20 protein-coding genes and 2 pseudogenes are annotated in these 21018 nt (G+C 69.6%); 10 read left to right on the plus strand and 12 right to left on the minus strand.

Going from position 1 to position 21018, the window contains the following annotated elements; all coding sequences use genetic code 11:
- The first annotated feature begins 111 nt into the window (after positions 1 to 111).
- The 6 genes from KGD87_RS22845 to KGD87_RS22870 all read left to right on the plus strand — a co-directional run bounded on the left by KGD87_RS22845 (position 112) and on the right by KGD87_RS22870 (position 6552).
- Positions 112 to 327: a hypothetical protein gene (locus tag KGD87_RS22845; RefSeq protein ID WP_284662540.1), complete on the plus strand. Its 216-nt coding sequence runs from the start codon at positions 112 to 114 to the stop codon at positions 325 to 327.
- A gap of 92 nt (positions 328 to 419) precedes the next feature.
- A complete protein-coding gene (glpK, locus tag KGD87_RS22850; RefSeq protein ID WP_284662541.1) occupies positions 420 to 1910 on the plus strand; it encodes a glycerol kinase GlpK in 1491 nt (496 codons plus the stop codon).
- The gene (locus KGD87_RS22855) at positions 1910 to 3268 is read left to right on the plus strand and encodes a hypothetical protein (RefSeq protein WP_284662543.1); all 1359 of its coding nucleotides are present in this window, start codon (positions 1910 to 1912) and stop codon (positions 3266 to 3268) included. Before glpK ends, KGD87_RS22855 begins: the two co-directional genes overlap by 1 nt.
- A gap of 29 nt (positions 3269 to 3297) precedes the next feature.
- Complete coding sequence (locus KGD87_RS22860; RefSeq protein WP_284662545.1) at positions 3298 to 3609, plus strand: 4a-hydroxytetrahydrobiopterin dehydratase; 312 nt, start codon at positions 3298 to 3300, stop codon at positions 3607 to 3609.
- The gene (locus KGD87_RS22865) at positions 3606 to 4898 is read left to right on the plus strand and encodes a hypothetical protein (RefSeq protein ID WP_284662546.1); all 1293 of its coding nucleotides are present in this window, start codon (positions 3606 to 3608) and stop codon (positions 4896 to 4898) included. Before KGD87_RS22860 ends, KGD87_RS22865 begins: the two co-directional genes overlap by 4 nt.
- Before the next feature lie 109 nt (positions 4899 to 5007).
- Positions 5008 to 6552: a hypothetical protein gene (locus KGD87_RS22870; RefSeq protein ID WP_284662548.1), complete on the plus strand. Its 1545-nt coding sequence runs from the start codon at positions 5008 to 5010 to the stop codon at positions 6550 to 6552.
- A 77-nt stretch (positions 6553 to 6629) separates the two neighbouring features.
- Here KGD87_RS22870 and KGD87_RS22875 read toward each other — a convergent pair whose 3' ends face one another.
- From KGD87_RS22875 to KGD87_RS22910, 8 genes and pseudogenes are all read right to left on the minus strand, one after another.
- Positions 6630 to 7031 (minus strand): cell envelope biogenesis protein TolA, encoded by a 402-nt coding sequence (locus KGD87_RS22875; protein WP_284662549.1) that lies wholly within the window; start codon positions 7029 to 7031, stop codon positions 6630 to 6632.
- A gap of 167 nt (positions 7032 to 7198) precedes the next feature.
- Positions 7199 to 8287, minus strand: coding sequence for a succinyl-diaminopimelate desuccinylase (gene dapE / locus KGD87_RS22880; RefSeq protein ID WP_284662550.1), 1089 nt, complete (start codon positions 8285 to 8287; stop codon positions 7199 to 7201).
- A 25-nt stretch (positions 8288 to 8312) separates the two neighbouring features.
- Positions 8313 to 8942, minus strand: coding sequence for a cupin domain-containing protein (locus KGD87_RS22885; protein ID WP_284662552.1), 630 nt, complete (start codon positions 8940 to 8942; stop codon positions 8313 to 8315).
- Positions 8943 to 9003: 61 nt separating this feature from the next.
- Positions 9004 to 9828, minus strand: coding sequence for a 2,3,4,5-tetrahydropyridine-2,6-dicarboxylate N-succinyltransferase (locus KGD87_RS22890; protein ID WP_284662554.1), 825 nt, complete (start codon positions 9826 to 9828; stop codon positions 9004 to 9006).
- A gap of 53 nt (positions 9829 to 9881) precedes the next feature.
- On the minus strand, positions 9882 to 10199 hold the full coding sequence (locus KGD87_RS22895; protein ID WP_284662556.1) for a hypothetical protein: 318 nt from the start codon (positions 10197 to 10199) through the stop codon (positions 9882 to 9884).
- Between the two features lie 342 nt (positions 10200 to 10541).
- Positions 10542 to 11150, minus strand: coding sequence for an imm11 family protein (locus KGD87_RS22900; RefSeq protein WP_284662557.1), 609 nt, complete (start codon positions 11148 to 11150; stop codon positions 10542 to 10544).
- Positions 11147 to 12070 (minus strand): AHH domain-containing protein, encoded by a 924-nt coding sequence (locus KGD87_RS22905; RefSeq protein ID WP_284662558.1) that lies wholly within the window; start codon positions 12068 to 12070, stop codon positions 11147 to 11149. The genes KGD87_RS22900 and KGD87_RS22905 overlap by 4 nt, the downstream gene beginning before the upstream one ends.
- A gap of 96 nt (positions 12071 to 12166) precedes the next feature.
- Positions 12167 to 13416 (minus strand): annotated as a pseudogene (locus KGD87_RS22910) (ISKra4-like element ISMfu2 family transposase); the annotation flags it as partial.
- A gap of 871 nt (positions 13417 to 14287) precedes the next feature.
- On the opposite strand from KGD87_RS22910, the gene tnpA reads away from it, so the two are divergent.
- The 4 genes from tnpA (at position 14288) to KGD87_RS22930 (ending at position 17115) form a co-directional block, all read left to right on the plus strand.
- Positions 14288 to 14674 (plus strand): IS66 family insertion sequence element accessory protein TnpA, encoded by a 387-nt coding sequence (gene tnpA, locus KGD87_RS22915; RefSeq protein WP_284662560.1) that lies wholly within the window; start codon positions 14288 to 14290, stop codon positions 14672 to 14674.
- Positions 14675 to 15046 (plus strand): IS66 family insertion sequence element accessory protein TnpB, encoded by a 372-nt coding sequence (gene tnpB, locus KGD87_RS22920; RefSeq protein WP_095959537.1) that lies wholly within the window; start codon positions 14675 to 14677, stop codon positions 15044 to 15046.
- Positions 15047 to 15104: 58 nt separating this feature from the next.
- A complete protein-coding gene (gene tnpC / locus KGD87_RS22925) occupies positions 15105 to 16766 on the plus strand; it encodes an IS66 family transposase (RefSeq protein WP_284662564.1) in 1662 nt (553 codons plus the stop codon).
- Between the two features lie 67 nt (positions 16767 to 16833).
- Positions 16834 to 17115 carry a hypothetical protein gene (locus KGD87_RS22930; RefSeq protein ID WP_284662566.1) on the plus strand — a complete coding sequence of 94 codons (282 nt, stop codon included), beginning with the start codon at positions 16834 to 16836 and terminating at the stop codon, positions 17113 to 17115.
- Positions 17116 to 17254: 139 nt separating this feature from the next.
- Here KGD87_RS22930 and KGD87_RS22935 read toward each other — a convergent pair.
- From KGD87_RS22935 to KGD87_RS22950, 4 genes and pseudogenes are all read right to left on the minus strand, one after another.
- A pseudogene (locus KGD87_RS22935) lies at positions 17255 to 17380 on the minus strand (ATP-binding protein); the annotation flags it as partial.
- Positions 17381 to 17395: 15 nt separating this feature from the next.
- Entirely contained in the window at positions 17396 to 17770 is a 375-nt protein-coding gene (locus tag KGD87_RS22940; protein WP_284662567.1) for a hypothetical protein, read from the minus strand.
- 30 nt (positions 17771 to 17800) lie between these two features.
- The gene (locus KGD87_RS22945) at positions 17801 to 19645 is read right to left on the minus strand and encodes a hypothetical protein (protein WP_284662569.1); all 1845 of its coding nucleotides are present in this window, start codon (positions 19643 to 19645) and stop codon (positions 17801 to 17803) included.
- Positions 19635 to 21017: a hypothetical protein gene (locus KGD87_RS22950; RefSeq protein ID WP_284662570.1), complete on the minus strand. Its 1383-nt coding sequence runs from the start codon at positions 21015 to 21017 to the stop codon at positions 19635 to 19637. Before KGD87_RS22950 ends, KGD87_RS22945 begins: the two co-directional genes overlap by 11 nt.
- Position 21018 lies beyond the last annotated feature (1 nt).

The following is a 21018-nucleotide window of genomic DNA, read 5'->3' on the forward strand; positions in this document are numbered from 1 at the left end:
CAAGGGCTGCCCCCAGCGGAAAGGAGCGTCAACTTGAGGGCACTCCGCGCCCGCGGGGCGTCTTCCGCACCGGCGGGGGCTTTCAACGCATTGACGGACAGAGGAGCCACCATGTCGCTACTGGGCAACATCTTGGGGAATCGTCGCAGCTCGGGCTTCGGGGGATGGAGCCGCGGCCGGAGCAGGTATGGACGCCGGGGCTACGGCCGGGGCCGGGCGGCCTCGGGCGGCCTGCTCGGCGGCTCGCTGGGCCGCATCGCCCTGGGCGGGCTGGCCGCGTTCGGCATCCGGAAGGTGCTCGGGAACCGGCGCGCCGCCGGCTACTAGCCGCGCCGCCGGGCAGGAAGCTCGCCTGCCCGGCCCGCCGACTGGAGTAGGGTCCCTCCCCGCTGGCATCCACCATAGGGAGGGCACACCCCATGCCGAAGGCGAAGTACGTCCTGGCCCTGGACCAGGGCACCACTGGAACGCACGTCTCCATCCTCGACACCAGGCTGCAGGTGGTGGGCCGCTCCTACAAGGAGTTCACCCAGCACTTCCCCAAGCCGTCCTGGGTGGAGCACGACCTGGATGAAATCTGGGCCAGCAGTGAGTGGTGTATCGCCCGGGCGCTGAAGGACGCGGGCCTTCGCGGCAAGGACATCGCCGCCATCGGCATCACCAACCAGCGCGAGACGACGGGCCTGTGGATGCGCGGCAGCGGACAGCCGCTGTCCCACGCCATCGTCTGGCAGGACCGCCGCACCGCCGAACAGTGCCGCCGGCTCAAGGAGCAGGGCGTGGAGCCGCGCGTGCGCGAGGTGACGGGGCTGGTGGTGGACCCGTACTTCTCCGGCACCAAGCTGACGTGGATGTTCGACCACCTGAAGGGCGCGCGCGCGAAGGCGGAGAAGGGCGACGTGTGCTTCGGCACCATCGACACCTGGCTCGTCTACAAGCTCACCGGCGGCGCGGCGCACGTCACCGACGTGTCGAACGCCAGCCGCACGCTGCTGATGGATTTGACGACGCTCCAGTGGAGCGACGAGATGCGCTCGCTGCTGTCCGTCCCGGCCGCGTGCCTGCCGCAGATTCGCGGCTCCGCGGAGGTTTACGGCACCACGCGCGGCATGCGCAGCCTGCCGGACGGCATCCCCGTGGCGGGCATGGCGGGTGACCAGCAGTCCGCGCTCTTCGGGCAGGCGTGCTTCGAGCCCGGCGAATCCAAGTGCACCTATGGCACCGGCGCCTTCCTGCTGATGAACACCGGCTCGGAGCCGGTGCGCTCGTCGGCGGGCCTGCTCACCACCGTGGCGTGGCGGCTGGGCGGCACGGGCACCACCACGTACGCGCTGGAGGGCAGCAGCTTCATCGCCGGCGCGGCGGTGCAGTGGATGCGCGATGGGCTCAAGGTCATCAAGCGCGCGCCGGACATCGAGGCGCTGGCCGCCAGCGTGAAGGACTCCGGGGACGTCGTCTTCGTGCCCGCGCTGGCCGGCCTGGGCGCGCCGCACTGGCGGCCTGAAGCACGCGGCCTCTTCGCCGGCCTCGACCGCTCCACCACCGTGGCCCACATGGCGCGCGCGGTGCTGGAGGGCATCGCGCTGCAGATTCATGACCTGGCGGAGGCCATGCGCCGCGACAGCGGGCGGGACATCCCCGTGTTCAAGGCGGACGGCGGCGCGGCGGCCAACAACCTCCTCATGCAGTTCCAGGCGGACGTGCTGGGCGTGCCGCTGGTGCGTCCGCGCAACCTGGAGACGACCAGCCTGGGCGCGGCCTTCCTCGGCGGCCTGGGCGCCGGCATCTGGGATAGCCCGGATGCCATCCGCCGCGCGTGGAAGGCGGAGAAGACGTTCAAGCCGAAGATGAAGCCGGAGGCCCGCGAGCGGCACCTGGCCAAGTGGAAGCGGGCCGTGGAGCGCGCGTGATGCGGGCGCCCCACGCCCTCCGGTTGCTGACGGCGCTGCTGGCGGCGGGCACGGGGGTGGGGTGCCCTCCGCGTCCTTGCGAGCAGCACCCGCCAGCGCCCCTCTTCGACAGCGCGCTGGTGGGCGTGGGCCAGCCGCTGGAGCTCACCGTCCCCGGCGTCTTCAACGAGTGTGCTTCCTCGCAGGAAGACCGGGCGCAATCCGTCACCGCGGAGGTGAGGGACCCACAGAACCGCGCGGTCCCCGCCACCGCGGAGCTGGGGGTGCATGGTGCGTCCGCCATCGTGCGCTTCACACCGGAGCAGACGGGGCGCCACCACCTCGTCGTCTCCTTCGCACCGGTGGGCAGCGTCCGCCAGTCCTCCCTCTACGTGGTGGAGGACCACAGCGCCCAGGTCCCCCTGGCGGACCTCTCCACCGTGGTGGAGTGCCTCGGCGTGGACCGGACCGCGTCGGGAACGTGGCTGTGCGGCAGCCGGGCGCTGCGCACGCCGGACCAGGAGCCCCAGCCCCTGGGCGATGCCTTCGCCCCCACCGTCGTGGCCGGCGACGCGGTGTGGGTGACGGAGGCCGCGCAGGTGCGCCGCTATGTCGACACCGGAAGCGGCCCCCTGGCGACCTCCGCCACCGCGCCCTTCCCCGCCACGGGCGCGCCCGCCGAGGCGTCGCCCCACGCTCGGCTCGCCACGGCGAACGAGCTGCTGCTGCTGGATGACACGCGGCTGCACCGCTACGTCTTCTCGGAGGAAGAGGGGCTGCGCGCCATGGGCTCCACCCCCGTGCCCCCCTCGCGGCTGGCCACGTTCAGCGATGACATGCCCTCGCTGCTGATGCGCGCGGGCGAGCGGCTCCTGGTGGTGCGCATCGCCGAGGCGCCGCCCCCCGCCACAATGGCCATCGAGGCCTGCCCCTATCAGCTCGACGCCGAGGGCACGCCGGAAGCTGTCCCGGACGAGCCCTGCCACAGCGTCCCCGGCCTGCCCGCGGGCCACGAGGACGGCGTGCTGTGGGCGCGCGCCGCCTCCGGCACGGAGCGCCTGGAGCTGCTCCGGTACTCGGCGGCGAGCGGCCGCCTGCGCCTGGAGGGCGTCCTGGAGATGACCGCCTCCTTCCAGGTGCAGGGCGCCAGGCGTCTGCGGACGACGGGCTTCGGAGTCCCCGTGATTGCCGCGGCCACGAGCGCCTCGGGTGCCTACGCCGTGCCCCGCTGGCGCGCGGAGACGGGCACCGTCGTCCTGGAATTACTGCCGTCCCCTCCCGAGCGCCAGCCTCCCTGCGTCAGCGGGCGTTACTTCTATTTGGAGCACTGGAACATTCTGTACGGCGTGAAAGTATACGCGCGGCCGTCCACCCCTTGACGGTGGACGGCGGTGGTAGAAAGGCGGCCATGGCATCCAAACCCACGCTGCTCGCCCCCGAGGCGCTCCAGTCCTTCCTCTCGCGGCACGCCGAGTGGAAGCACGAGGGCGGGATGATTCGCCGCACCTTCGAGGCCCCCACCTTCCTCGCCGGCATCGCCTTCGTGGAGCAGGTGGCGCAGGCGGCGGAGAAGGCGGACCACCACCCGGACATCGACATCCGCTGGCGCAAGGTGACGCTGGCGCTCGTCACCCACGACGCCGGGGGCCTCACCGACCGCGACACCGCGCTGGCCACCGAGGCGGACCGGCTCTTCACGGAGGCCACGCGCGCGCGGTGAGTCCTTCCAGGTCGGTGGCGCGTCCGGCGGGACGCGGTGGCGGGGGGTGGAGAGCGTTCGGGTGCGCGCTGGTGCTGGGCGCCACTCCGGCGGCATGGGCGCAGGAGACGCCCCCGCCGCTGGAGCCTCGCCCGGAGCGGCTGTACCTCAACCCCGGCGCGCTGCTGGGCTCCGCGCGCATGGTGGCGATGGGCGGCGCGTACGTGGGCATCGCCGAGGGCGCCGCGGGGCTGCCCAGCAACCTGACCTCGCTGGCGCACCGGGGGCCAGCCCTTGAGAAGGACTGGGACCTGGGCGTCACCCTGTCCTGGCTGGATTTGCCCTTCACCGGCTCGCGCAAGCGGGACGTGGACAACGACGGACGGCCCGACGAGTCCCACGACAGCCGGCAGCTCCTGGGCGGCCTGCTGCTCCAGTACAAGCGCTTCGGCATCGGCTTCGCGATGCGCAACAGCGTGGTGTCCTACTGCGCCACGGTCGCGTGCGCGGGGCCGGGGGAGCGCATCCGCGTGTCACTCACGCAGTCGGTGCTGGCGGGGGCCATGTCCTTTGGTCAGGACGACTTCATCCTCGCGCTGGGCATCTACGCGGCGCAGGCCTCCTTCCGGCTGGACTCCGGGGGCACGGAGCTGCGCTACGGTGACACGGGCGTAGCGGTGGACATCCTGTACCGGCCCCATGGGCGCCCCTGGCGCATGGGCGTGACAGTGCGGCCCGAGGTGGTCGGTGACTGGCGGCGCGAGCAGGACCAGGTCCCGGAGCTGGCGGGCCGCACCCTCTTCGGCGCGGTGGTGTCGCCCGCCGTGCTGTCGGTGGGGGCGAGCTGGCGCTTCGGAGAAGGCTCCGAGCGCTACAACCGCCTGTCTCCCGCGGCGCGGCGGCAACTGCTCGTGGAAGGAGACGCGCTGCCGGTGCCGGAAGCCGAGCCCCTGGACGCGCCCGCCGGACGCTGGCTCATCAGCGCCCAGGTGGACCTCATCTCCAGCGTGGACAACGCGGTGCCCGCGCGCACCTTCGCGTCCACGGCGGACGAGGCCACGGTGGGCAAGGGCACCTCCTTCGCGCCTCGAATCGGCGTGGAGCATGACACGGTGCCGGGCATGATTCGGCTGCGGGCCGGCGCGTACGCGGAGCCCTCCCCCTTTGACAAGCGGCCCGCGCGCCCCCACGTCACCGGCGGCTTCGAGGTGTTCGTCTTCCGCTACTGGGAGGACTGGTCCATGACGGCCTCCTTCGACCTGGCGCGCCGCTACACCAACGTGGGCCTGTCCGTGGGCTTCTGGCGCTGAGGCCCCCCGGGCGCGACGGCCCTGAGCGACCAGGCAGGCAGACGCCCCAGTGGGTGTTGCTGACACAGACGCGCATGTCGACCCTCCCCTGGGCGGAGCGGGGGACTTCATGCATCCAGGGTGGCGGTGGGTCCGGACCGTCGTGAGCGCGGCGGGGCTGGGTGGGGCGGGGCTGTGGTTGGGCTGTGGTGGAGGGAGCACGAGCGAGCTCCCCGGCGAGGAGCGCTGTACCGAGGAGCCCACGGGGGACTGCGTCGTGCCCCCCGAGGAGGCGCCTGCTCCGGAGACGCCTCCGGAAGAGCGGCCGCCCGGCGTGCCACCGCCACCACCGCGTCCGCCACCGCTACCCCTGGGGCCGGGCAGCACGGTGTGGGTGCAGCGCGAGGGCACGCCCCAGGACGACCTGGCGCTGGGCGCGGCGGTGGATGCCAGCGGCGACATCCTCACGCTGTCGCTTCATGACATCGATGACCTGGACAGCCTGCAGCCGACGGATGACCGCGCGAAGCTGGTGCTGACGCGGCGCGCGCCCACGGGTGAGCCGCGCTGGCAGAAGGCCTTCGACGTGAGGGCCCCGGTGGCGCCACCGGAGTTGCGCGCTTTCGTCCGGGGCCGCATCGCCGCGGACCCGGCGGGCGGCATCGTCATCGCAGGTACCACGGAGGGCGTGCTGGACCTCCTCGGCCACAAGCTGGGGGACGGCACCTTCGTGGTCCGGATGGACGCGGACGGCAACGTCCTGTGGACGAACACACCCGCGGGCACCGGCCTCGCGGTGGCGGACCTGGCGGTGGACGCCCAGGGACGGACGCTGGCGGCCTTCAACGCGCCGGGCGATACGGACTTCGGCAACGGCGTCACCGGCGCTGGCGCGGTGGTGGTGACGTACTCCCACGACGGACTGGCCGAATCCGCCCTGTCCGTGGGTCAGCCCCAGGGGGGCGGGCGCGTGGCGCTCACGACGCTGGCGGTGGATGGCGCCGGGCGCATGGCGGTGGGCGGCCAGTACGAGGGCACGGTGCGCTTCGGCGACCAACAGGTGGGCGCCACCGAGGGCGGCAGTCCCTTTGTCGCGCGCTACCAGGGTGGCGCGCTGACGTGGACGAAGGCCCTGAGCCAGGCACGCGGCACCGTGCGCGACGTGGCGATGGACGGCGCGGGCACCGTGGTGGCCGCGGGCCCCTTCCTGGGCACCGTGGCCTGGGGCGACACGCAGGTGCCGGGGCATGCGTTCCGGGAGACCCCCTTCGTCGTCTCCGCCAAGGCGGACGGACAGGAGACCTGGGCCAAGGGCCTGGGGGACGGGGTCCAGGTGGACGCGCTCGCGCTGGCGCCCGCTGGGGAGCTGATGGTGGCGGGCTTCACCTACAACCGCATCGAGGACGGCGTGGCGGGCAAGGACGGCATGGGCTCGGCGCAGCCGGTGGCCCTGCGCTACGACGCGGCGGGGACGTCGCTTCTCACGACGATGTTCCTGTCGGACCCGCCTCAGCCGCGCGGCGAGCTGTATGGCCTGGAAGCCATTCCCTCCATGGGCGTGCTGCCCGACGGGGACTTCTTCCTCTTCGGCCACACGGACCGGGAGACTGACTTCGGCACCGGACGCCAGGGCTCCACACGCGGCGACGTCTTCCTGCTGCGGATGAAACGCTGACCGACGCCTTCCGGGAATGCCAAGGGCCATGGGAGTCCTGCCCCCATGGCCCCGAAGTGCGTGTCCGCGCGGCTGCCTCAGCGGCGCGTGGTGCGCCGGGCCGACGACTTCCGGGCGCCAGCGCGCGGGGTGGTCCGCTTCGTCGCGGCGGCGCGCGTCCCCGTCTTGCGGGCGGTCCGTCCCGCAGTCCCCGTCTTCCGCGTGGTGGCCTTGCGCGCGCCGCGGCCGGTGGCACGGGTAGCGGACTTGCGCGTGGTGGACTTGCGGGCGGCCGTCTTCCCGCGCGCCGCCGTCTTCTTCGCGCGCGGAGCTCCGCGCTTGGTGGTGGCCTTGCGCGCGGACTTCCGCGTGCTGCCAGTGCGTGTAGCGCTCTTGCGCTTCGTGGCGGTGCGGCGCCGCGGCGTGGGCGAAAGGCCCGCCTCCGCCGTGGAGGGAGAGATATCGTCGCTCAGCTGCGGATTGACGGACTCGTTCGTCATTCAGTCGGCTCCGGTTGGGGAAGACTGCAGGCGATGCATGAACAGGGTACGCCCACGCACGCCAGGACGTGTGCGGTGAAGGCACGCAGATGAACGACAGCGGACGAATGACGCACACCGCGCGCGGGCCTCATGCCCTGGAGGGCAGGTCCCGCGACGAGTCCTCGTCAGCTCGCGCCCTTCAGGAAGGCAGCGAGCTTCTCGTACGCGTCCGCGAGCGGAGGAATGGGCGCGCTCTCGTTGGCCTGATGCGCCTGGGCCGTCTCACCGGGCCCGAAGTTGATGGCATCCACGCCCCACTCACCGAAGCGCGCCACGTCTGTCCAGGCCTGCTTGGAGGCCGCGGGCAGTCCGGTGAGCGCCATCAACTTCTGGAACAGCGGGTTGCCCGCCACCACCGGGCCGCTGGGCGACGCATCGGTGAACTCCACCTCGGCCCGCCCGGCGACGAGCGCGTGTACGTCCGCCTTCGCCTGCTCGACGCTCTTGCCCGGCGCGAAGCGGTAGTTGAGGTTCAGCTCGAAGGACTCGGGGATGACGTTGCGCGCGCGCCCCCCCTTGGCGAGCGTGGCGTTGATGACCTCGTAGAACGGGAAGCCGGCGACGTTGACCTCCACGCGCTGACGGCCGAGCAGCTCCGCGAGCAGCGGCCCCGCCTTGTGGATGGCGTTCTCCCCCTGCCAGGGCCGCGCGGAGTGCGCGCTGCGTCCGGTGAAGCGCACCGTCACTTGCATGGAGCCGACGCAGCCCACCTGCACCACGCTGTCGGTGGGCTCCATGGCGATGCCGAACCGCACCTTCGCCAGGTCCGGCCGCTTCTCGAACAGCGGGATGAGGCCGCTCTCGGCGTAGGCCCCCTCCTCGCGCTCATAGAAGAGGAAGGCCAGATTCACCGGCAGCGTGTCGCGGCGCAGGTCCTCCGCGAGCGCCATCATCACCGCCAGCCCGCCCTTCATGTCCGAGGCGCCCAGCCCGAAGACGCGCTCGCCCTCGATGCGCGCCTCACGGCCCGCGTCGCTGGGGTGCGCCGGCACCGTGTCCAGGTGACCGATGAGGGCCACCGTGGGGCGCGCATCCTCCAGCTTGCCGAGCAACAGCGTGTGGCCGACCCGGAACACCTCCTCCCGAGGGAAGTGCCGGAGCGCCCAGCGCTCCACATGGTCGGCGATGGGCCCTTCCTGCGTGATGGGGCTGGAGATGCGGCACAGCTCGAGCGTGGTGCGAGCCAGCCGCGTGGCGAGGTCGATGGAAGCCATACGCCTTCCACCATAGCGCCGGGCGTCAGCCGTCCGCGAACGCTTCCTCGAAGCGCGTCACGCCCTCCAGGACGGAGGCGCACAGACACGCCGGCCCCTCCGTCAGCGCCGTGAAGCCATGCGTGCTGCCGTCCGTCTTCTCCAACTCCTCGCCGGGCCAGACCTCGTGCCCCTCGTCCTCGCGGAAGCCGCCCTCCAGCACCAGGTTCCACTCGCGGCCGTGGTGCGTGTGCCGGGGGTAGCGCACCCCGGGGTGGAGCCGGAGGATGGCGGCCATCGTCCCTTCGCGCGCGGGGCCCGTCTCCACTGGCATCAGCTCCGAGCCCTCCACCGGTCCGGGCATCCACGCGGCCGGGTCGCTCACGGCGTCCAGCAGCGCCAGCGCCCGCTCGCGAGACAGGTCGAAGAAGGCCGCCACCCGGTCCGCGAAGCGGGCGAGCCGCCCCGGGCCCTCCATCTGGTCCATCAACCGGGACAACACCTCGGGCGGCGGCACCACCAGCGACGCCAGCGCCGCGTGCGTGGACACCAGCCGGTCCGCCGCCTCACGGCACCTCGCGCACTCCGCGAGGTGCTGCTCGACGGCCGCCCGGGCCGGGGCCTCCAGCATCCCCAGTACCCATTCGGGCAGGATGTCGTCCAGATGGTGCGCCATCGTCACGTTCCGTGCCGTCACACGCCTACTACGGCGCGCGAGGGCTGCTGGATTTCAGCCGTTACACCGCCACCGCGAAGTCGCGCAGCGCGGCGTTGAGGCTGGTCTTCTGGTCGGTGGACTTCGTCCGCTGACCGATGATGAGCGCGCACGGCACCATGTACCTGCCGGCCGGGAACTGCTTCTCCCGCATGCCGGGAATCACCACGCTGCGCGCGGGGACGCGGCCCTTGAAGACGCGCTCCTCGGGGCCGGTGACGTCGATGATGGGCGTGGACGCGGTGAGCACCACGTTGGCGCCCAGCACCGCCTCCTCCTCCACCACCACGCCCTCCACGACGATGGAGCGGCTGCCCAGGAAGGCGCCGTCCTCGATGATGACGGGCGAGGCGGAGGGCGGCTCCAGCACCCCGCCCAGCCCCACGCCGCCGGACAGGTGGACGTGCTTGCCCACCTGGGCGCAGCTGCCCACCGTGGCCCACGTGTCCACCATGGTGCCCGCGCCCACGCGCGCGCCGATGTTCACATAGCCCGGCATCACCACCGCGCCCTTCTCCACGAAGGCGCCGTAGCGCACCGTGCCCGGGGGCACCACGCGCACGCCCGCCGCCTCCAGGCCCTTCTTCAGCGGCACCTTGTCGTGGAACTCGAAGGGGCCCACCTCCATCACCTGCATCTCCGACACCGCGAAGAACAGGAGGATGGCCTCCTTCACCCAGGCGTTCACCTTCCAGCCGTCCACGCCCTTCTCCGCCACGCGGAGCTCACCCGAGTCCAGCCGCGCCAGCGTCTCGCGCACGGCGGCCACGTGGGCCGCGTCCTTCAACAACGTCCGGTCCGCGAACGCGGCGGACACCCTCTGGGACAGCTCTTCGATAGAGGCCATGGCGCTTCCTTGAAGCACAAAACCCCGCGCCGCGCCGCACCTGGTTGAAGGGCTCAGACGGGAGTGGACGCCTCGTCCCGTTCGGCCAGCGGCAGGGTCTGCGTGGGAAGCTCCGCGTGTGCGCCCTTGTCCGCCGCCACCACCCGGCCCGGCAGCTGCCCCTCCAGGAACACCGAATCCCGGGAGACATGGCGCACGCGGGACAGCGAGAACTCCGTCCACCGCCTGCTGAAGGGCCAGCGCCGCGCGTAGAGGTGCTCGCGGCCAATGAGGGCCACGTAGCCCAGCATCGCCCCGCTTTCGTCCCGGACCCGCAGTCCACTGGTGAGGGAGCGCCGCTCGTAGGGCGACGCAACGGTCGGCCACGCCATGGGTGTCACCTCCTGTGCCCCAAAGCTGGGTGCCCCACGCCGTGACCGGGAGCGGTCCGACGGTGCCGGGTTCCCTCGCGGCTGCCCGGCCGCTTGCCCCGCGCGACACTTGAATTTTCCCGGGTTTCTTGGGTTTTCAGCAACCTTCGGGTCGGGTACCGGACACTCGTGGGACGCTTGTCTCATCCCCCCGTCCCCCCATGGAGGGCTCATGAGCGCTTCCCCGCGCGAGCGCTCTTCACCGACGCGCAGCTCCGGGCGGACTTCGGCGTCACCGCGGAGGGCGAAACGACGAACGCGGTGTCCGTCAACGGCAACCCGGCGCGCTCGTTGGAGTGTGAGCTAGATCGCAGAGGGAGTTTTACCGGGTTGCGACGGGGCCTGGTCGAGTTGCTCGAAGCAGAAATTGGTGGGAGGGGGGCTGAGCGTGCCCAATTCCTCCATCATGACTTCGCTCATGAGGAACGAGTATGTGTGTTCTTGTATCCTGAAGAGATGTGGAGCGTGTTTTATCTTTCCTGGGTCAAGGACGGGGCGTTGAACCTGGACTATCTTGTCATCGTGATACACGATGGTGGAGGCCTTCAGGTTGAGGCAGTCTACGGTGCCCAGGGGATTGACGATGAAGTGTTCTGTTGAGGCAACACGCTTCTTGTGATTGCAGATGGTGAGCGGCAGATACTCTACAGGGCCCTTGTTGACTCGCTCAAAGGTCTCCTTGATACGCTTGCTGACGATGAGCATGCCGCATGCGTTTTCGATGAGGTCAGAGAGCTGAATTCCTGTGTAGCGGTCGGCCATGTAGACGCGTGAGTCCTCCGGATAGTCAGTCCCTAGCTTCAATCCCTTCCCGATCTTGTAACTCTTTATTCCTACTTCGCTAGGGTATTCGTCGATGAAGCAGTAGCTGAGGTTCTCACGAGGCATCAGGTGGATGTAGTAGTAGTTCACTTGGGACTGTATGATCTGATGGCGTTGTTTGATTTTTTATCCAAGGACGGTCCCGCGCTGCCTGGCCGCCCCCAGGCGAGGATGATTTCAAGAAGATTGGATGACAGTGTTTCCAGGCGCGACTTGTCGAGTTCTATGTCCGGAATCGAGTGCTCGTCATCCTTCACTTGCTCGCAGATGGCCTTGTAGTCGTCTATGACTTCGCCAAGCCCCCGAGTCATCGTGCTCACCATGACGTTGTATACGGGGTGGTCTGTGCATGACGCAGGCAGCGACGACGTATCGTCATCCTTCAGTTGGATGTGGCGTGGCAGGTTGAGCAGCGCAGCGACCTCACGGTCCTGCGGAATCAGCAACATGTTCTTCTTGTGATTGATGTTGTACCTGGCCTTGAGCAGGGCCTTCTGGATCATGTTGCTGACCTTGGCCTCCTGCTTCTGGATGACCGAGTCCAGCGTGCCCTTCGGAATCAGGTGGTGGGCGTTGTTCCAGTACGGCCAGGTGTCCTGCGTGAAGTTGTAGCCGGCGGGAATGCGGACCTTGCCCTTGGCGAAGGTCCTGCGCTTGATGGCGCGCGGAGGCCCGCCGATGTCCCAGTCTCCCGGCTCCGGAATGTCCAGGTGGGCGCAGTAGCGGTCGGGCGTCATGCCGCCCTTGTTCGCCCGGTAGGCAGAGGTCTGGAGGCGCCGCTCGGGTGGGTGCTCGTTGTAGCGGTGCAGCCGCTCCTTGATTTCCCCGTGGCTGTCCGCCTGCTCGTAGGCCTGATACCGGTAGTTGCAGGAAACCTTGTTCTTGAAGCCGGAGAAGTCGCCCGTGTGGCCAGTGAGGCAGGCGCCACCCTCGGTCGTGCTCTTCACGGAGAGGTGGAGGTCGTTGAGCTCCGCGTCCCCGAAATGCCCCGTGTCCTTCTTCTTCGACATCGCCTGGTCCCGAGCTGAAGGGTGCCTGCGCCATCAAGTGTCCCGGACGCATCCGGGAGGGTCAAGCGGCCACGGCGAGTGTGGCGCCCATCCTGCTCATGCTGCGCGCCGCACGTCGGCCCCGTGCGGCGCAAGCGTGAGGTGCATCGCCGCGTCCCACCGCTCCGAGAGCACCAGTGCGCGCAAGGCCAGGGTGTGCTGCCGGACGCCTCCTTCCAGCGGGCGCCAGGGCGCTTCATGCGCAGGGTGACGAGAGACTTACAGGTGGCCTCTACGTTGCCGCTGCCAATGGGCAGTCCCCGTGCGCGTGCCTCGGCATCGTGCATTCGCTCGCCGTGGTTCTCCAGGTAGGTGAGGGCCTCGTGCACCGGCTGGCCGTCACCGAGGACGGCATGCCGCATGCCGCTTACGTGCAATGCCATGGCAATGGCCCACGCCCCGGGCATGTTGAGCAGAGACAGCTTCCACTTTTCACGCAACGCGGGGGCCTTCTCCTCCCCAGCCACCACGCGCGCCGCACTTCCGAGCTTCTCCATCAGGTGCCAGAAGTCCACCAGGCGCACCGGCTTCTTGGCCGCGGGGGCGTGGGTGGCCAGCGCGTCATCCAGCAGGGCGTGCAACTCAGGAGCGCCATCGGTGAGGACGACGACGGACAGGCCGCGCCGTCTGGAAACCAGGGCCTGGACGTCGAGGGCCAGTCGCTCGGCAACCTCGCGGGCCTCGCCCCGCGGCATCCGCCCGTAGCGGAGGGTGCCCAACGCTTCGCCGTGGGCGTCATGGAAGGTGAGGCAGGCGGCGTAGGCCATGCGCCAGACGACGTCCACCGGGCGCGTGGGGGCGCCCTTGCGAGGTCGGCCTACTGGCCGCCTCTTCGGCTCCTCCATCGGCACGGCTACCCTGTCCATGCTGACGCTCACGCCTCGGGTGCCTCGGGGCACTCGCAGCTTTCGGGCCAGCGCCGCCTCCACCCGAGGCCGCTGGCCACCGTACAGCGCTCCCACCTCATGCCCCACCCGCTCGAAAGAGGCGCGGCAATAGGGCAGCACACCCACCTGGCGCGCCGTCGCCTCTGCCTCCCGCGACGTGCCCCGCGCCAGCGGGTACGCCATGGGCACCGCCGCCTCCGGTAACCAGCCGTCCGCCACGCACCCGGCTTGGAGGCTGACGGTGTCCACCGTGGGGCCATTGCGCTCACCCACCCGCCGGTAGAGGCGTCTCTCTATTTCGACGGGCCCTTGCCGCGTCTTGTACGTCGCCGGGTACCGTCCGACTCGGACGTAGGGCTGGCCTTCGATGCGGACTCGCGCCGCGTCGACGTCGAGCCCTCGAAGCAACCTCCGCTTCACCAACCGCTCCGTCTGCTCTGCTCCCGCATTCACCTCCTGCCACGCGGCGTCGAATGCGGCCAGGTCCCCTCTGCTCGCTCCCTCCACTCCTCGGTGCGCACGCTTCAGCGTCTCTTCCAGCGCCTTCGCGCTGTCCTCGAACCCTTCCGGCACTTCGATGGTCACCTTTGGCATCGTTGGATGTCCTCCAGTGGCACAACCCACCAGTGACCTCGCATGCTGCCGACTACCAGGCACCCGGCAAGCCCCCTGCCTGTTTGCTCACTCGTTGCTCAGTTCCAGAGCCACACCCCTTCCACCGCTGCTCTTCTCTCGCGAAGACCTCGCCGGGCCGGCTCCCCCCCCAGGCCTGATGCGTTCTCGGGGGCGAGGAATTGAAGAAGGCCCGTGAGTTCAGGGGGTTGGGCGCGGACGGGGGATAACCGATTCGTACCCCACCCGACGGATGCTCTAAATGATCGCCCCCTGGCGAGTGGACCGTGCTCGAAACTGAGCGCCGCAGCCCGAGGCGGAGGGACGGGGCCGGCGAGCCCCATTGTTGCTGAGCACGGTGGATGAGGGAGACCGGCCCGTTCTCGGACCGACTGGATGATGGGGAGTGGTTGCGCGCGGACGCGTTGACCATCAGCGAGCCGGATTCTTGCAAGTCACTGTCGTTGAGGTCCGCTGTCGCGCCGTGGAGATGGCGCATGGTGTTGGCGGTCATCGCGGAGCGCGGAAATCGGGTCATCGGCAGGCGCGCGTACCGAGTCGAGGCAAAACAAGACGGCCCCGCCCCCGCTGCGGGGGTGTCCCTCCGCCAGAGCGCACCGGGTGGGCGGCTGCGCTCCGCCAGGAGGTATGCTGAGGCTGGCCGCGGAGGTAGCGAGCCATGCACGGACTCAGGACGACGAAGAAGCGGGGCGGTTGGCGGCAGTGGACGCCTGACGAGGCACGCAGGGAGTTGGCGGCGTTGCAGAGGAGCGGGTTGCCGCTGGCCACGTACGCGCGGCAGCGCGGCGTCTCGGACCAGCGACTGCGCTGGTGGCGGGAGCGCCTCGGGGAGTGGGAGGAGGCGGCGCCCGTTAACGGCCCAGCGCGGTGGGTACCGGCCGTGCTGAGGGGGATGAGCGCTGCGCCGACGCTGCCCGCGGAAGGGAGTGCCGCGGTGGTGGTGAGGCTGCCGGGCGGCTGTGTGCTGGAGTTGTTGGACGCGGCCGCAATCCCCCCTGCCTGGGTCGCAGAGTTGGTGGGTGCGCTGGCTGCGGGGGGCGGGTAGATGCTGCTCTTGCCCCGGGCGGTGAAGGTGTACGTGGCGATGGCGCCGTGCAACCTGCGGCGCAGCTTCGATGGCTTGAGCAACGAAGTCCGCGAGGTGCTGGCCAAGGACCCACTGAGCGGCCACGTCTTCGTCTTCCTCAACCGCCGGAAGAACCAGGTGAAGCTTCTGCTGTGGACGCGCGGCGGCTTCACCCTCGTACACAAGCGCCTCGAGCGTGGCACCTTCACCTTTCCGAGCCAGGTGGCCCTGGGCGCCACCAGCATTGAACTCGACGTGCATGAGTTGGCGATGCTGCTCGAGGGCATCGACGTGCAGCGCGCGCGGACGTCGCAGCGCTGGGAGCCCCCGGGGCACTTGCGCTCGGCCTGAAGAAAATCTCCTTCGAGGGTGTGGCGCGGGCACGGCGGCTGGTTACCTTTCCCGCGCCTTGCCAGGTACCGCGCCCACCTCCGAGACGACGAAGAAGCCGCGCCGAGGCCCGGTGCTGGAGGTGCTCAAAGCGCTCCTCGCCGAGGGCCGCACCGAAGAGGTGGTGGCGTTGGTGGCCAGGCTGGTGTCGAGAAACTCGGAGCTGGAGCGGCTGCTTCAGGACGCCAAGACGAAGGGCAAGAAGAGCGAGGGCGTGTCCACCACGCAGCTGAAGCTGCTCCTGGGCGGACTGCCGGCGAACTCCGATGGTGACGTGGCGGAAGTGGATGCAAGACTTCGCCGCTCGTCCGGCATTGACGAGGAGCCTCCGCAAAAGGAACAAGCGCGGCCGAAGCGGACGCGTCCCGCCCGCCGCCCCATTCCGACGAATCTGCGCCGGGTGGAGAACGTCATCCCGGTGCCTGCACAGCAGCGTCCGTGCCCTCGGTGCGGCGAGGTGCGGAAGTGCGTCGGGCACGAGGTGACGGAGGTCATCGACCTGATTCCGGCGGAGGTCATCGTCCGGCAGGACAAGCGGGAGAAGCTCGCGTGCCACCTGTGCGAGGCGGAGGTGGTCCGCGCCCCGCTGGGCGAGAAGGTGGTGAGCGGCGGGAGGATGGGCGCCAGGCTGGTGGCCCAGCTTCTCGTGGAGAAGTACTACGACGGGCTGCCGCTGAGCCGGCAGGTGGAGCGCTTTGAGCGGCTGGGACTCGAGGTGGCCCTCTCCACCCTCGCCGACCAGGTGGCCTGGGCAACCGAGGCGCTCCGGCCCGTGTGGCGCGCGGCCATGTCCAAGGTACTGGGCGCCACGGTGATGCACCTGGATGCGACGTCGCTGCCGGTGCTGGACTCGAAGAATGCGAAGGGCATTCGCCTGGGCGCCATCTGGGGCTATGTGGGCGCCGACGTGAAAGACTGCGGCACGCAGCACACCGCGCTGTGTCTGTACAACTCGACGGGCAAGCGGGAGGGCCAGCGCGAGGGGGAGATAGGCCCCGCGCAGATGCTGGCGATGCGAGTGGGCCTCACGGTGGCCGATGCGGCCGGCCTCTTCGACGCGTCCTTCAAGCGGGCGGGCCTGCTGGAATGTGGCTGCAACACGCACGCGAGGCGCTACTTCCGGAAGGCCCTGGACGGCGGCGACAAGCGAGCCGCGCTGCCGCTGGCGGCCTTCAAGCGACTCTTCGCCATCGAGCGAAGGCTCCAGGCCTGTACCATTGACGAGCGGCGGCGAGGGCGGCAGGAGCGCAGCAAACCCGTCTACGACGACCTCATTGCCTGGGCGATTGCCCACCAACCCAATGAGCCGCCCTCCTCCCCGCTGGGCCGGGCCATCCGGTACTTGCTCAACCACCAACAGGCGTTGCGACGCTACCTCGAAGACGGCGTCATCCCCATCGACAACACCGTCGTGGAGCGCCTGCACATCCGCACCGCGCTGACGAGGAAGAACTTCCTCTTCGCCGGCAGTGACGCAGGTGGCGAACGCGCCGCCATTGCGTACACCCTCCTGGGGTGCTGCAAGCTGGCTGAGGTAGACCCCGTCGCATACCTGGCGGACGTCCTGCCCCGGCTGGCCACCAAGAAGCTGTGCCTCCGCGACATGCCCGCGCTGCTGCCCGCGGAATGGAAGCGCTCGCATCCCGAAGCCGTGCGCGGCAAGGCGGCAGCCGCGCGCTGAGCGCCAGGGCGCCTCGCGCCTCGCAGGCAGGCGTGGCCCTCTCGTATGGTCCTCGGCGGAGGACGGCATGCCGAAGAACCAGAGGAAGCTCCGCATCTACATCTCCGCCGACGCGCTCGCGCTGCTCAAGCACCTCGACTACCCATGCTCCGAGGAAGTGCTCGCCTCGGCGAAGCGAGTCGAAGGGCTCGAAGACGAGGGCTTGGACTACGAATTGAGCGGCACCCGTGATGACTTCGAGAGCCTCGCCGGCTGGGTTGCCGGTGATGCAAACCACGCCGACCGCCGCCAGAAGCGGAAGCTGGCCTTGCTGCTGGCCCTCTCGGACGCGCTCGAGTCGGTGCTCTGACGACTGACGACGCGCCGCTGGCGGCCCGCCCAACACTCTCTCCGCTCAGACTTCAAGGGCCTGCCGGGTGCGCTCGGGCGGAGGGACACCTGCGGGGCGCAGAGCGAGGCCGGTGGGCAGCGATGAGTAGCGGGGACGCTCAGCTCTTCTTGGCCTTGCGCTGCGCGCGCGACTCCTCGGCCATGCGCCTGCGGTAGCTGTCGCCCTCGATGCTGATGATGCTCGCGTGGTGGATGACGCGGTCAATGAGGGCGATGGCGCACGCGGCGTTGGGGAAGAATTACTCAAGCATCTCAAGGCCTGCCCACTCGCCACTATCGTCCGCCTCCCAGCCGCGTCGACCCCATTGACCTTCGCGCCATTCCACCGCCAAACAGCACTTCCCTTCTTCTGCAACGCGCCGCTTATCGACAAAGAAAAACACAAGTGCCCAAACCGACACACCACCGTCATCATTTCGGGTCACCAAGAGCTTCACAACAAGCTCAACCACGACCCCTGAATGCCGCGCCCCAACCACCCCCTCTAGCGTTGCAGCGGCGGTATCAACCCCAATGGCTTCACTCCCCTGGACCGTCTGAAGTTGGCAGCCGAGGAATGTCGATAACGACTCGATCCATTTGGCGTGTTTCGACCACAGGTCCACATCCATCATTTTTCAAACTCCATTGCGGCCAGAAGAAACTCAACGCAACCTTTCATAAGGACCACCACCAGGGAGTGGGTTCGCCGGCTTTCCAGTCCCCCGGTTGATGGGACGGCCGCGACTGTCCTTCGTCGCGAGAGCACCAAACGCGGTGATGACGTGCGTCGGATCCCCCTGCTCGGTAACGACCGTCGTCCCATCGCGATGATAGTGGTCAACAGGGCGATTGTTGGCGTTGGTCCCGCGGTAGAGCGTCGACTTGGGGTCGTTGATGATGTTCGCTTGATCTTGCCGACTGACCCCATGAGCGTCAGGATGCCCGGGGCGACCATCAGGTCCATACGGCCGGGCGCCCTTGATGTCCTTGGCATTTACCTTGGTTCCTACATCTGCTCGGCCCGGCTGGGACGTCGCAGTCTCTCGGCCGAGCACCTGGTCGGCCGATACTCTACCTTGAGTATCACGGACCTGCTTTGAAGCAGGCCCGGCTCGGTCGGAGTTGGCGACGGACAGCACGGAGTGCCGCGCAGCAGGCACACTCCCCCGCGCCTCGTGCAGTGCCAGAGCGCCCGCCTCGCCCCACTCCCCCACCAGCATGGCCGCCTCGCGGCTCTGCTGGAGGTACCGGGCCAGTTCCCCCACGGCGCTCTCCCCTATTCGCGCCTCCAACCTCTCCAACACCGCCTTCAGCGCCTCCACGCGAGGCACCACCGCCTGGAGCCGTGCCCCCTCCTGTCGGGAGAGGCCAACTTCACGGAATGCACGCGCCCCCTTTCCTCCCGCGTACAGGCCCACCATGAGAGCCGCGGGCGCCAACTGCCGCGTGGCCTCCTCGTACTCGCCCCTGGCGAGGGTGGCCCCGCCCTGCGCCGTCCCCGCCACCAGGTGGTAGAAGCCCAGCGGCACGCCGAAGGTGAGGGAGTCAAAGGACGCCAGGGCCACGTTGCCCGGTGCGAAGGCCCCCAGAAGCTGAGCCGTCTCCACCTCCCGGTATGCCTCTTGGTAGGGCGGTGGGAGCTGCGCGGGCAGCGCGGACGCCTCCACGCTCCGGCTTCCTCCGACGACAGGAATGGAGGTCGCGATGTCGTCCGCGGCCCTCCCCAGCCCGCGCGCGATGTCGCCCGCGCGGAAGTCTCGCTCCGGGAAGTCGGTGAGGGCCATGCCTCGCTGCTTCAGCTCCTCGCGCACCACCTCCATGCCCCCCAGCGCGCGCGTCAGCATCTTGTCCTCGGCCAGCAGGCGCAGCAGCAGCCGCACCTCGTCGTCGTGGGCGGTGTGGAGGACGAAGAGGGCGAAGACTTCCGCCTTGGCCAGGCCGTGCTTCTGGGCGGCGGTGGCGAGGAAGGCCGCGCGCTTCTCGAGGAGGACGCGGGCCGCTTCGGCCTCCAGAGGGCCCAGGGCGCCCAGCCGGATGGCATTCCAGTTCGAGAGGGCCTCCACCAGCCGGGGCATGTCCGCCTGGCGCTGCAAGGCCAGGAAGGCCGCTGGCGTGGTGCATTCGAGGAAGGGCGCCAGCACCGCCTCCTCCGAGTCCAGGCGCGGCCAGCCTGACGGGACTTCCCCGCACACGCCCGCCAGGGCGCGTGCCACTCGCAGGGGTGCCGTCTCGCCTCCTCCGGGATTCAGGGGAGACGGCGTGGCCCGGCGGCGGTGCAGCAGCGGTCCGGCCGCGGCCTCCACTTCGTCGAAGTCCTCGCGGGCGTCGTCCTCCGGGAGACGCGCGACGGCACCGTGCCCCAATGCCACCATGGGCCCCGCGCCCGAAACAGCAGCCAGAGTGCCTTCAGGGTCCGCACGAGAGGACAGCGAGGCACACCCCGCCGTCAGAAGCGCCAGGGCCAGCAGCAGGCCAGCTCCGCCGCGCGGCAGTCGCTCAGCGCGCATGGTCCACCCCCAGCCCCACGGCCACGAAGGCCCCCGGCCGCAGCGTCCCCTCCGGCGTTGGAAACAGCAGCGTGCCGCCCTGTCCCAGCGCGTAGAGGTTTCCGCCCAGAAGGCGCCACCGGGCCTCCCCCGAGACAAGGTAGCGCGCCCCTGGCTGGCCCATGGCCGTCGCCAGCCCGCCGACGCCCAGGCTGAAGTCCCGATGGAAGAGTTGCGCCTCCACCCGCCCGTCCACGTCCACCTGGCCCCAAGAGAAGGCCTCCACTCCCAGAGAGAGGAAGAGGTGTCGCTGGCGCATGCCACTCAGACGCACCGCGTCCCAGCTGAGAATCACCTCACCATAGGCCGAGTACCCTTCCGGGAAGGACGCCTCCGCCAGCGGCATGGAGGCCGGGCCCGCCACCTGGAAGCGCGCCAACTCGTAGTCCGGGCCGAAGGCGCCCTGACGAAAACCTCCGCGCTGCAGACGCCCCTCCAGCCGGGCTCGCAAGTCCACCGTCGGCGTCAGCGCATCCACGCCCACGCCCGCCACCGCGCCCCAGGCCCCGCCCGCGCCCGCGCGTCCACCCCACCCGCCCAGCAGGTGCGCCTCCACTCTCTTGCCCTTGCGCCCGCGCCGCAGCACCACTGCGGTGGCGTCCAGGTGCGCCAGCGTCATGGGCATCGAGGTGCCGCCTACCTGTCCCCAGTCATGCACCGCAGACAGCGCCAACGTGTACCGCCCCGGGACAGGGGGCCGGCCGAAGAGGACGTGCTGCACGTCCAGGGCCACCTCCGCTCCCGTCAGGCGAGCGCTCAGCATGTCCGAGGCGAAGACCTCCGCGTACACCGGCCCCAATGTCCCCGTCGCGATGACGCTGGCCGGGTGGTAGTCGGGGTTGAGGCGGTTGCCGTAACGCCGCACCAGGTGCCCGGACAACAGGGAGTAACCCTCCATCATCCCCAACCACACCGAGTTGGGCGTGTCCCCGCCCACCATGAAGAGGCGCACCACCTGCCCCCAGTCGGACAGCGTGTCCCAGTCCTCCTTCCTCACGAGGCCCGAGCCCTCTTCTCCGCCCCACAGCCGCAGCCGCACCGGCGCCCCGAGAATGAGGCGCAACGACTCCCCCTTTCCCAAGGCCACCATGGGCTCCACCTGTACGAAGCCTTCTTCGGTGCCCTCGCCCCTTCGGGGCAGCAACGTCAACGTCGCCGCGTCCATGCGCAACAGGTTCGTCCACGGAGGTGTCGAGTCGGACGTGGTGGATGGAAAGGCCTCCCCCAACCTGCGCACGGCGGCATCAACGTCCGTTGGGGTGACAGACTCCTGCGCCCCGCCTACCCCGGGTAACAACAGCAACACGACGGCCCAACTCCAGTGCATGCCCATC

It is taken from the genome of Myxococcus sp. SDU36, assembly GCF_030168875.1.
Lineage (GTDB): Bacteria > Myxococcota > Myxococcia > Myxococcales > Myxococcaceae > Myxococcus > Myxococcus vastator.

Bases quoted from the DNA above. Each gene is read 5' to 3' on its own strand.
- KGD87_RS22845 (WP_284662540.1), top strand. From the start codon at position 112: ATGTCGCTACTGGGCAACATCTTGGGGAATCGTCGCAGCTCGGGCTTC.
- glpK (WP_284662541.1), top strand. From the start codon at position 420: ATGCCGAAGGCGAAGTACGTCCTGGCCCTGGACCAGGGCACCACTGGA.
- KGD87_RS22855 (WP_284662543.1), top strand. From the start codon at position 1,910: ATGCGGGCGCCCCACGCCCTCCGGTTGCTGACGGCGCTGCTGGCGGCG.
- KGD87_RS22860 (WP_284662545.1), top strand. From the start codon at position 3,298: ATGGCATCCAAACCCACGCTGCTCGCCCCCGAGGCGCTCCAGTCCTTC.
- KGD87_RS22870 (WP_284662548.1), top strand. From the start codon at position 5,008: ATGCATCCAGGGTGGCGGTGGGTCCGGACCGTCGTGAGCGCGGCGGGG.
- KGD87_RS22875 (WP_284662549.1), bottom strand. From the start codon at position 7,031: ATGACGAACGAGTCCGTCAATCCGCAGCTGAGCGACGATATCTCTCCC.
- dapE (WP_284662550.1), bottom strand. From the start codon at position 8,287: ATGGCTTCCATCGACCTCGCCACGCGGCTGGCTCGCACCACGCTCGAG.
- KGD87_RS22885 (WP_284662552.1), bottom strand. From the start codon at position 8,942: ATGGCGCACCATCTGGACGACATCCTGCCCGAATGGGTACTGGGGATG.
- KGD87_RS22890 (WP_284662554.1), bottom strand. From the start codon at position 9,828: ATGGCCTCTATCGAAGAGCTGTCCCAGAGGGTGTCCGCCGCGTTCGCG.
- KGD87_RS22895 (WP_284662556.1), bottom strand. From the start codon at position 10,199: ATGGCGTGGCCGACCGTTGCGTCGCCCTACGAGCGGCGCTCCCTCACC.
- KGD87_RS22905 (WP_284662558.1), bottom strand. From the start codon at position 12,070: ATGTCGAAGAAGAAGGACACGGGGCATTTCGGGGACGCGGAGCTCAAC.
- tnpA (WP_284662560.1), top strand. From the start codon at position 14,288: ATGCACGGACTCAGGACGACGAAGAAGCGGGGCGGTTGGCGGCAGTGG.
- tnpB (WP_095959537.1), top strand. From the start codon at position 14,675: ATGCTGCTCTTGCCCCGGGCGGTGAAGGTGTACGTGGCGATGGCGCCG.
- KGD87_RS22930 (WP_284662566.1), top strand. From the start codon at position 16,834: ATGCCGAAGAACCAGAGGAAGCTCCGCATCTACATCTCCGCCGACGCG.
- KGD87_RS22940 (WP_284662567.1), bottom strand. From the start codon at position 17,770: ATGATGGATGTGGACCTGTGGTCGAAACACGCCAAATGGATCGAGTCG.
- KGD87_RS22945 (WP_284662569.1), bottom strand. From the start codon at position 19,645: ATGCGCGCTGAGCGACTGCCGCGCGGCGGAGCTGGCCTGCTGCTGGCC.
- KGD87_RS22950 (WP_284662570.1), bottom strand. From the start codon at position 21,017: ATGGGCATGCACTGGAGTTGGGCCGTCGTGTTGCTGTTGTTACCCGGG.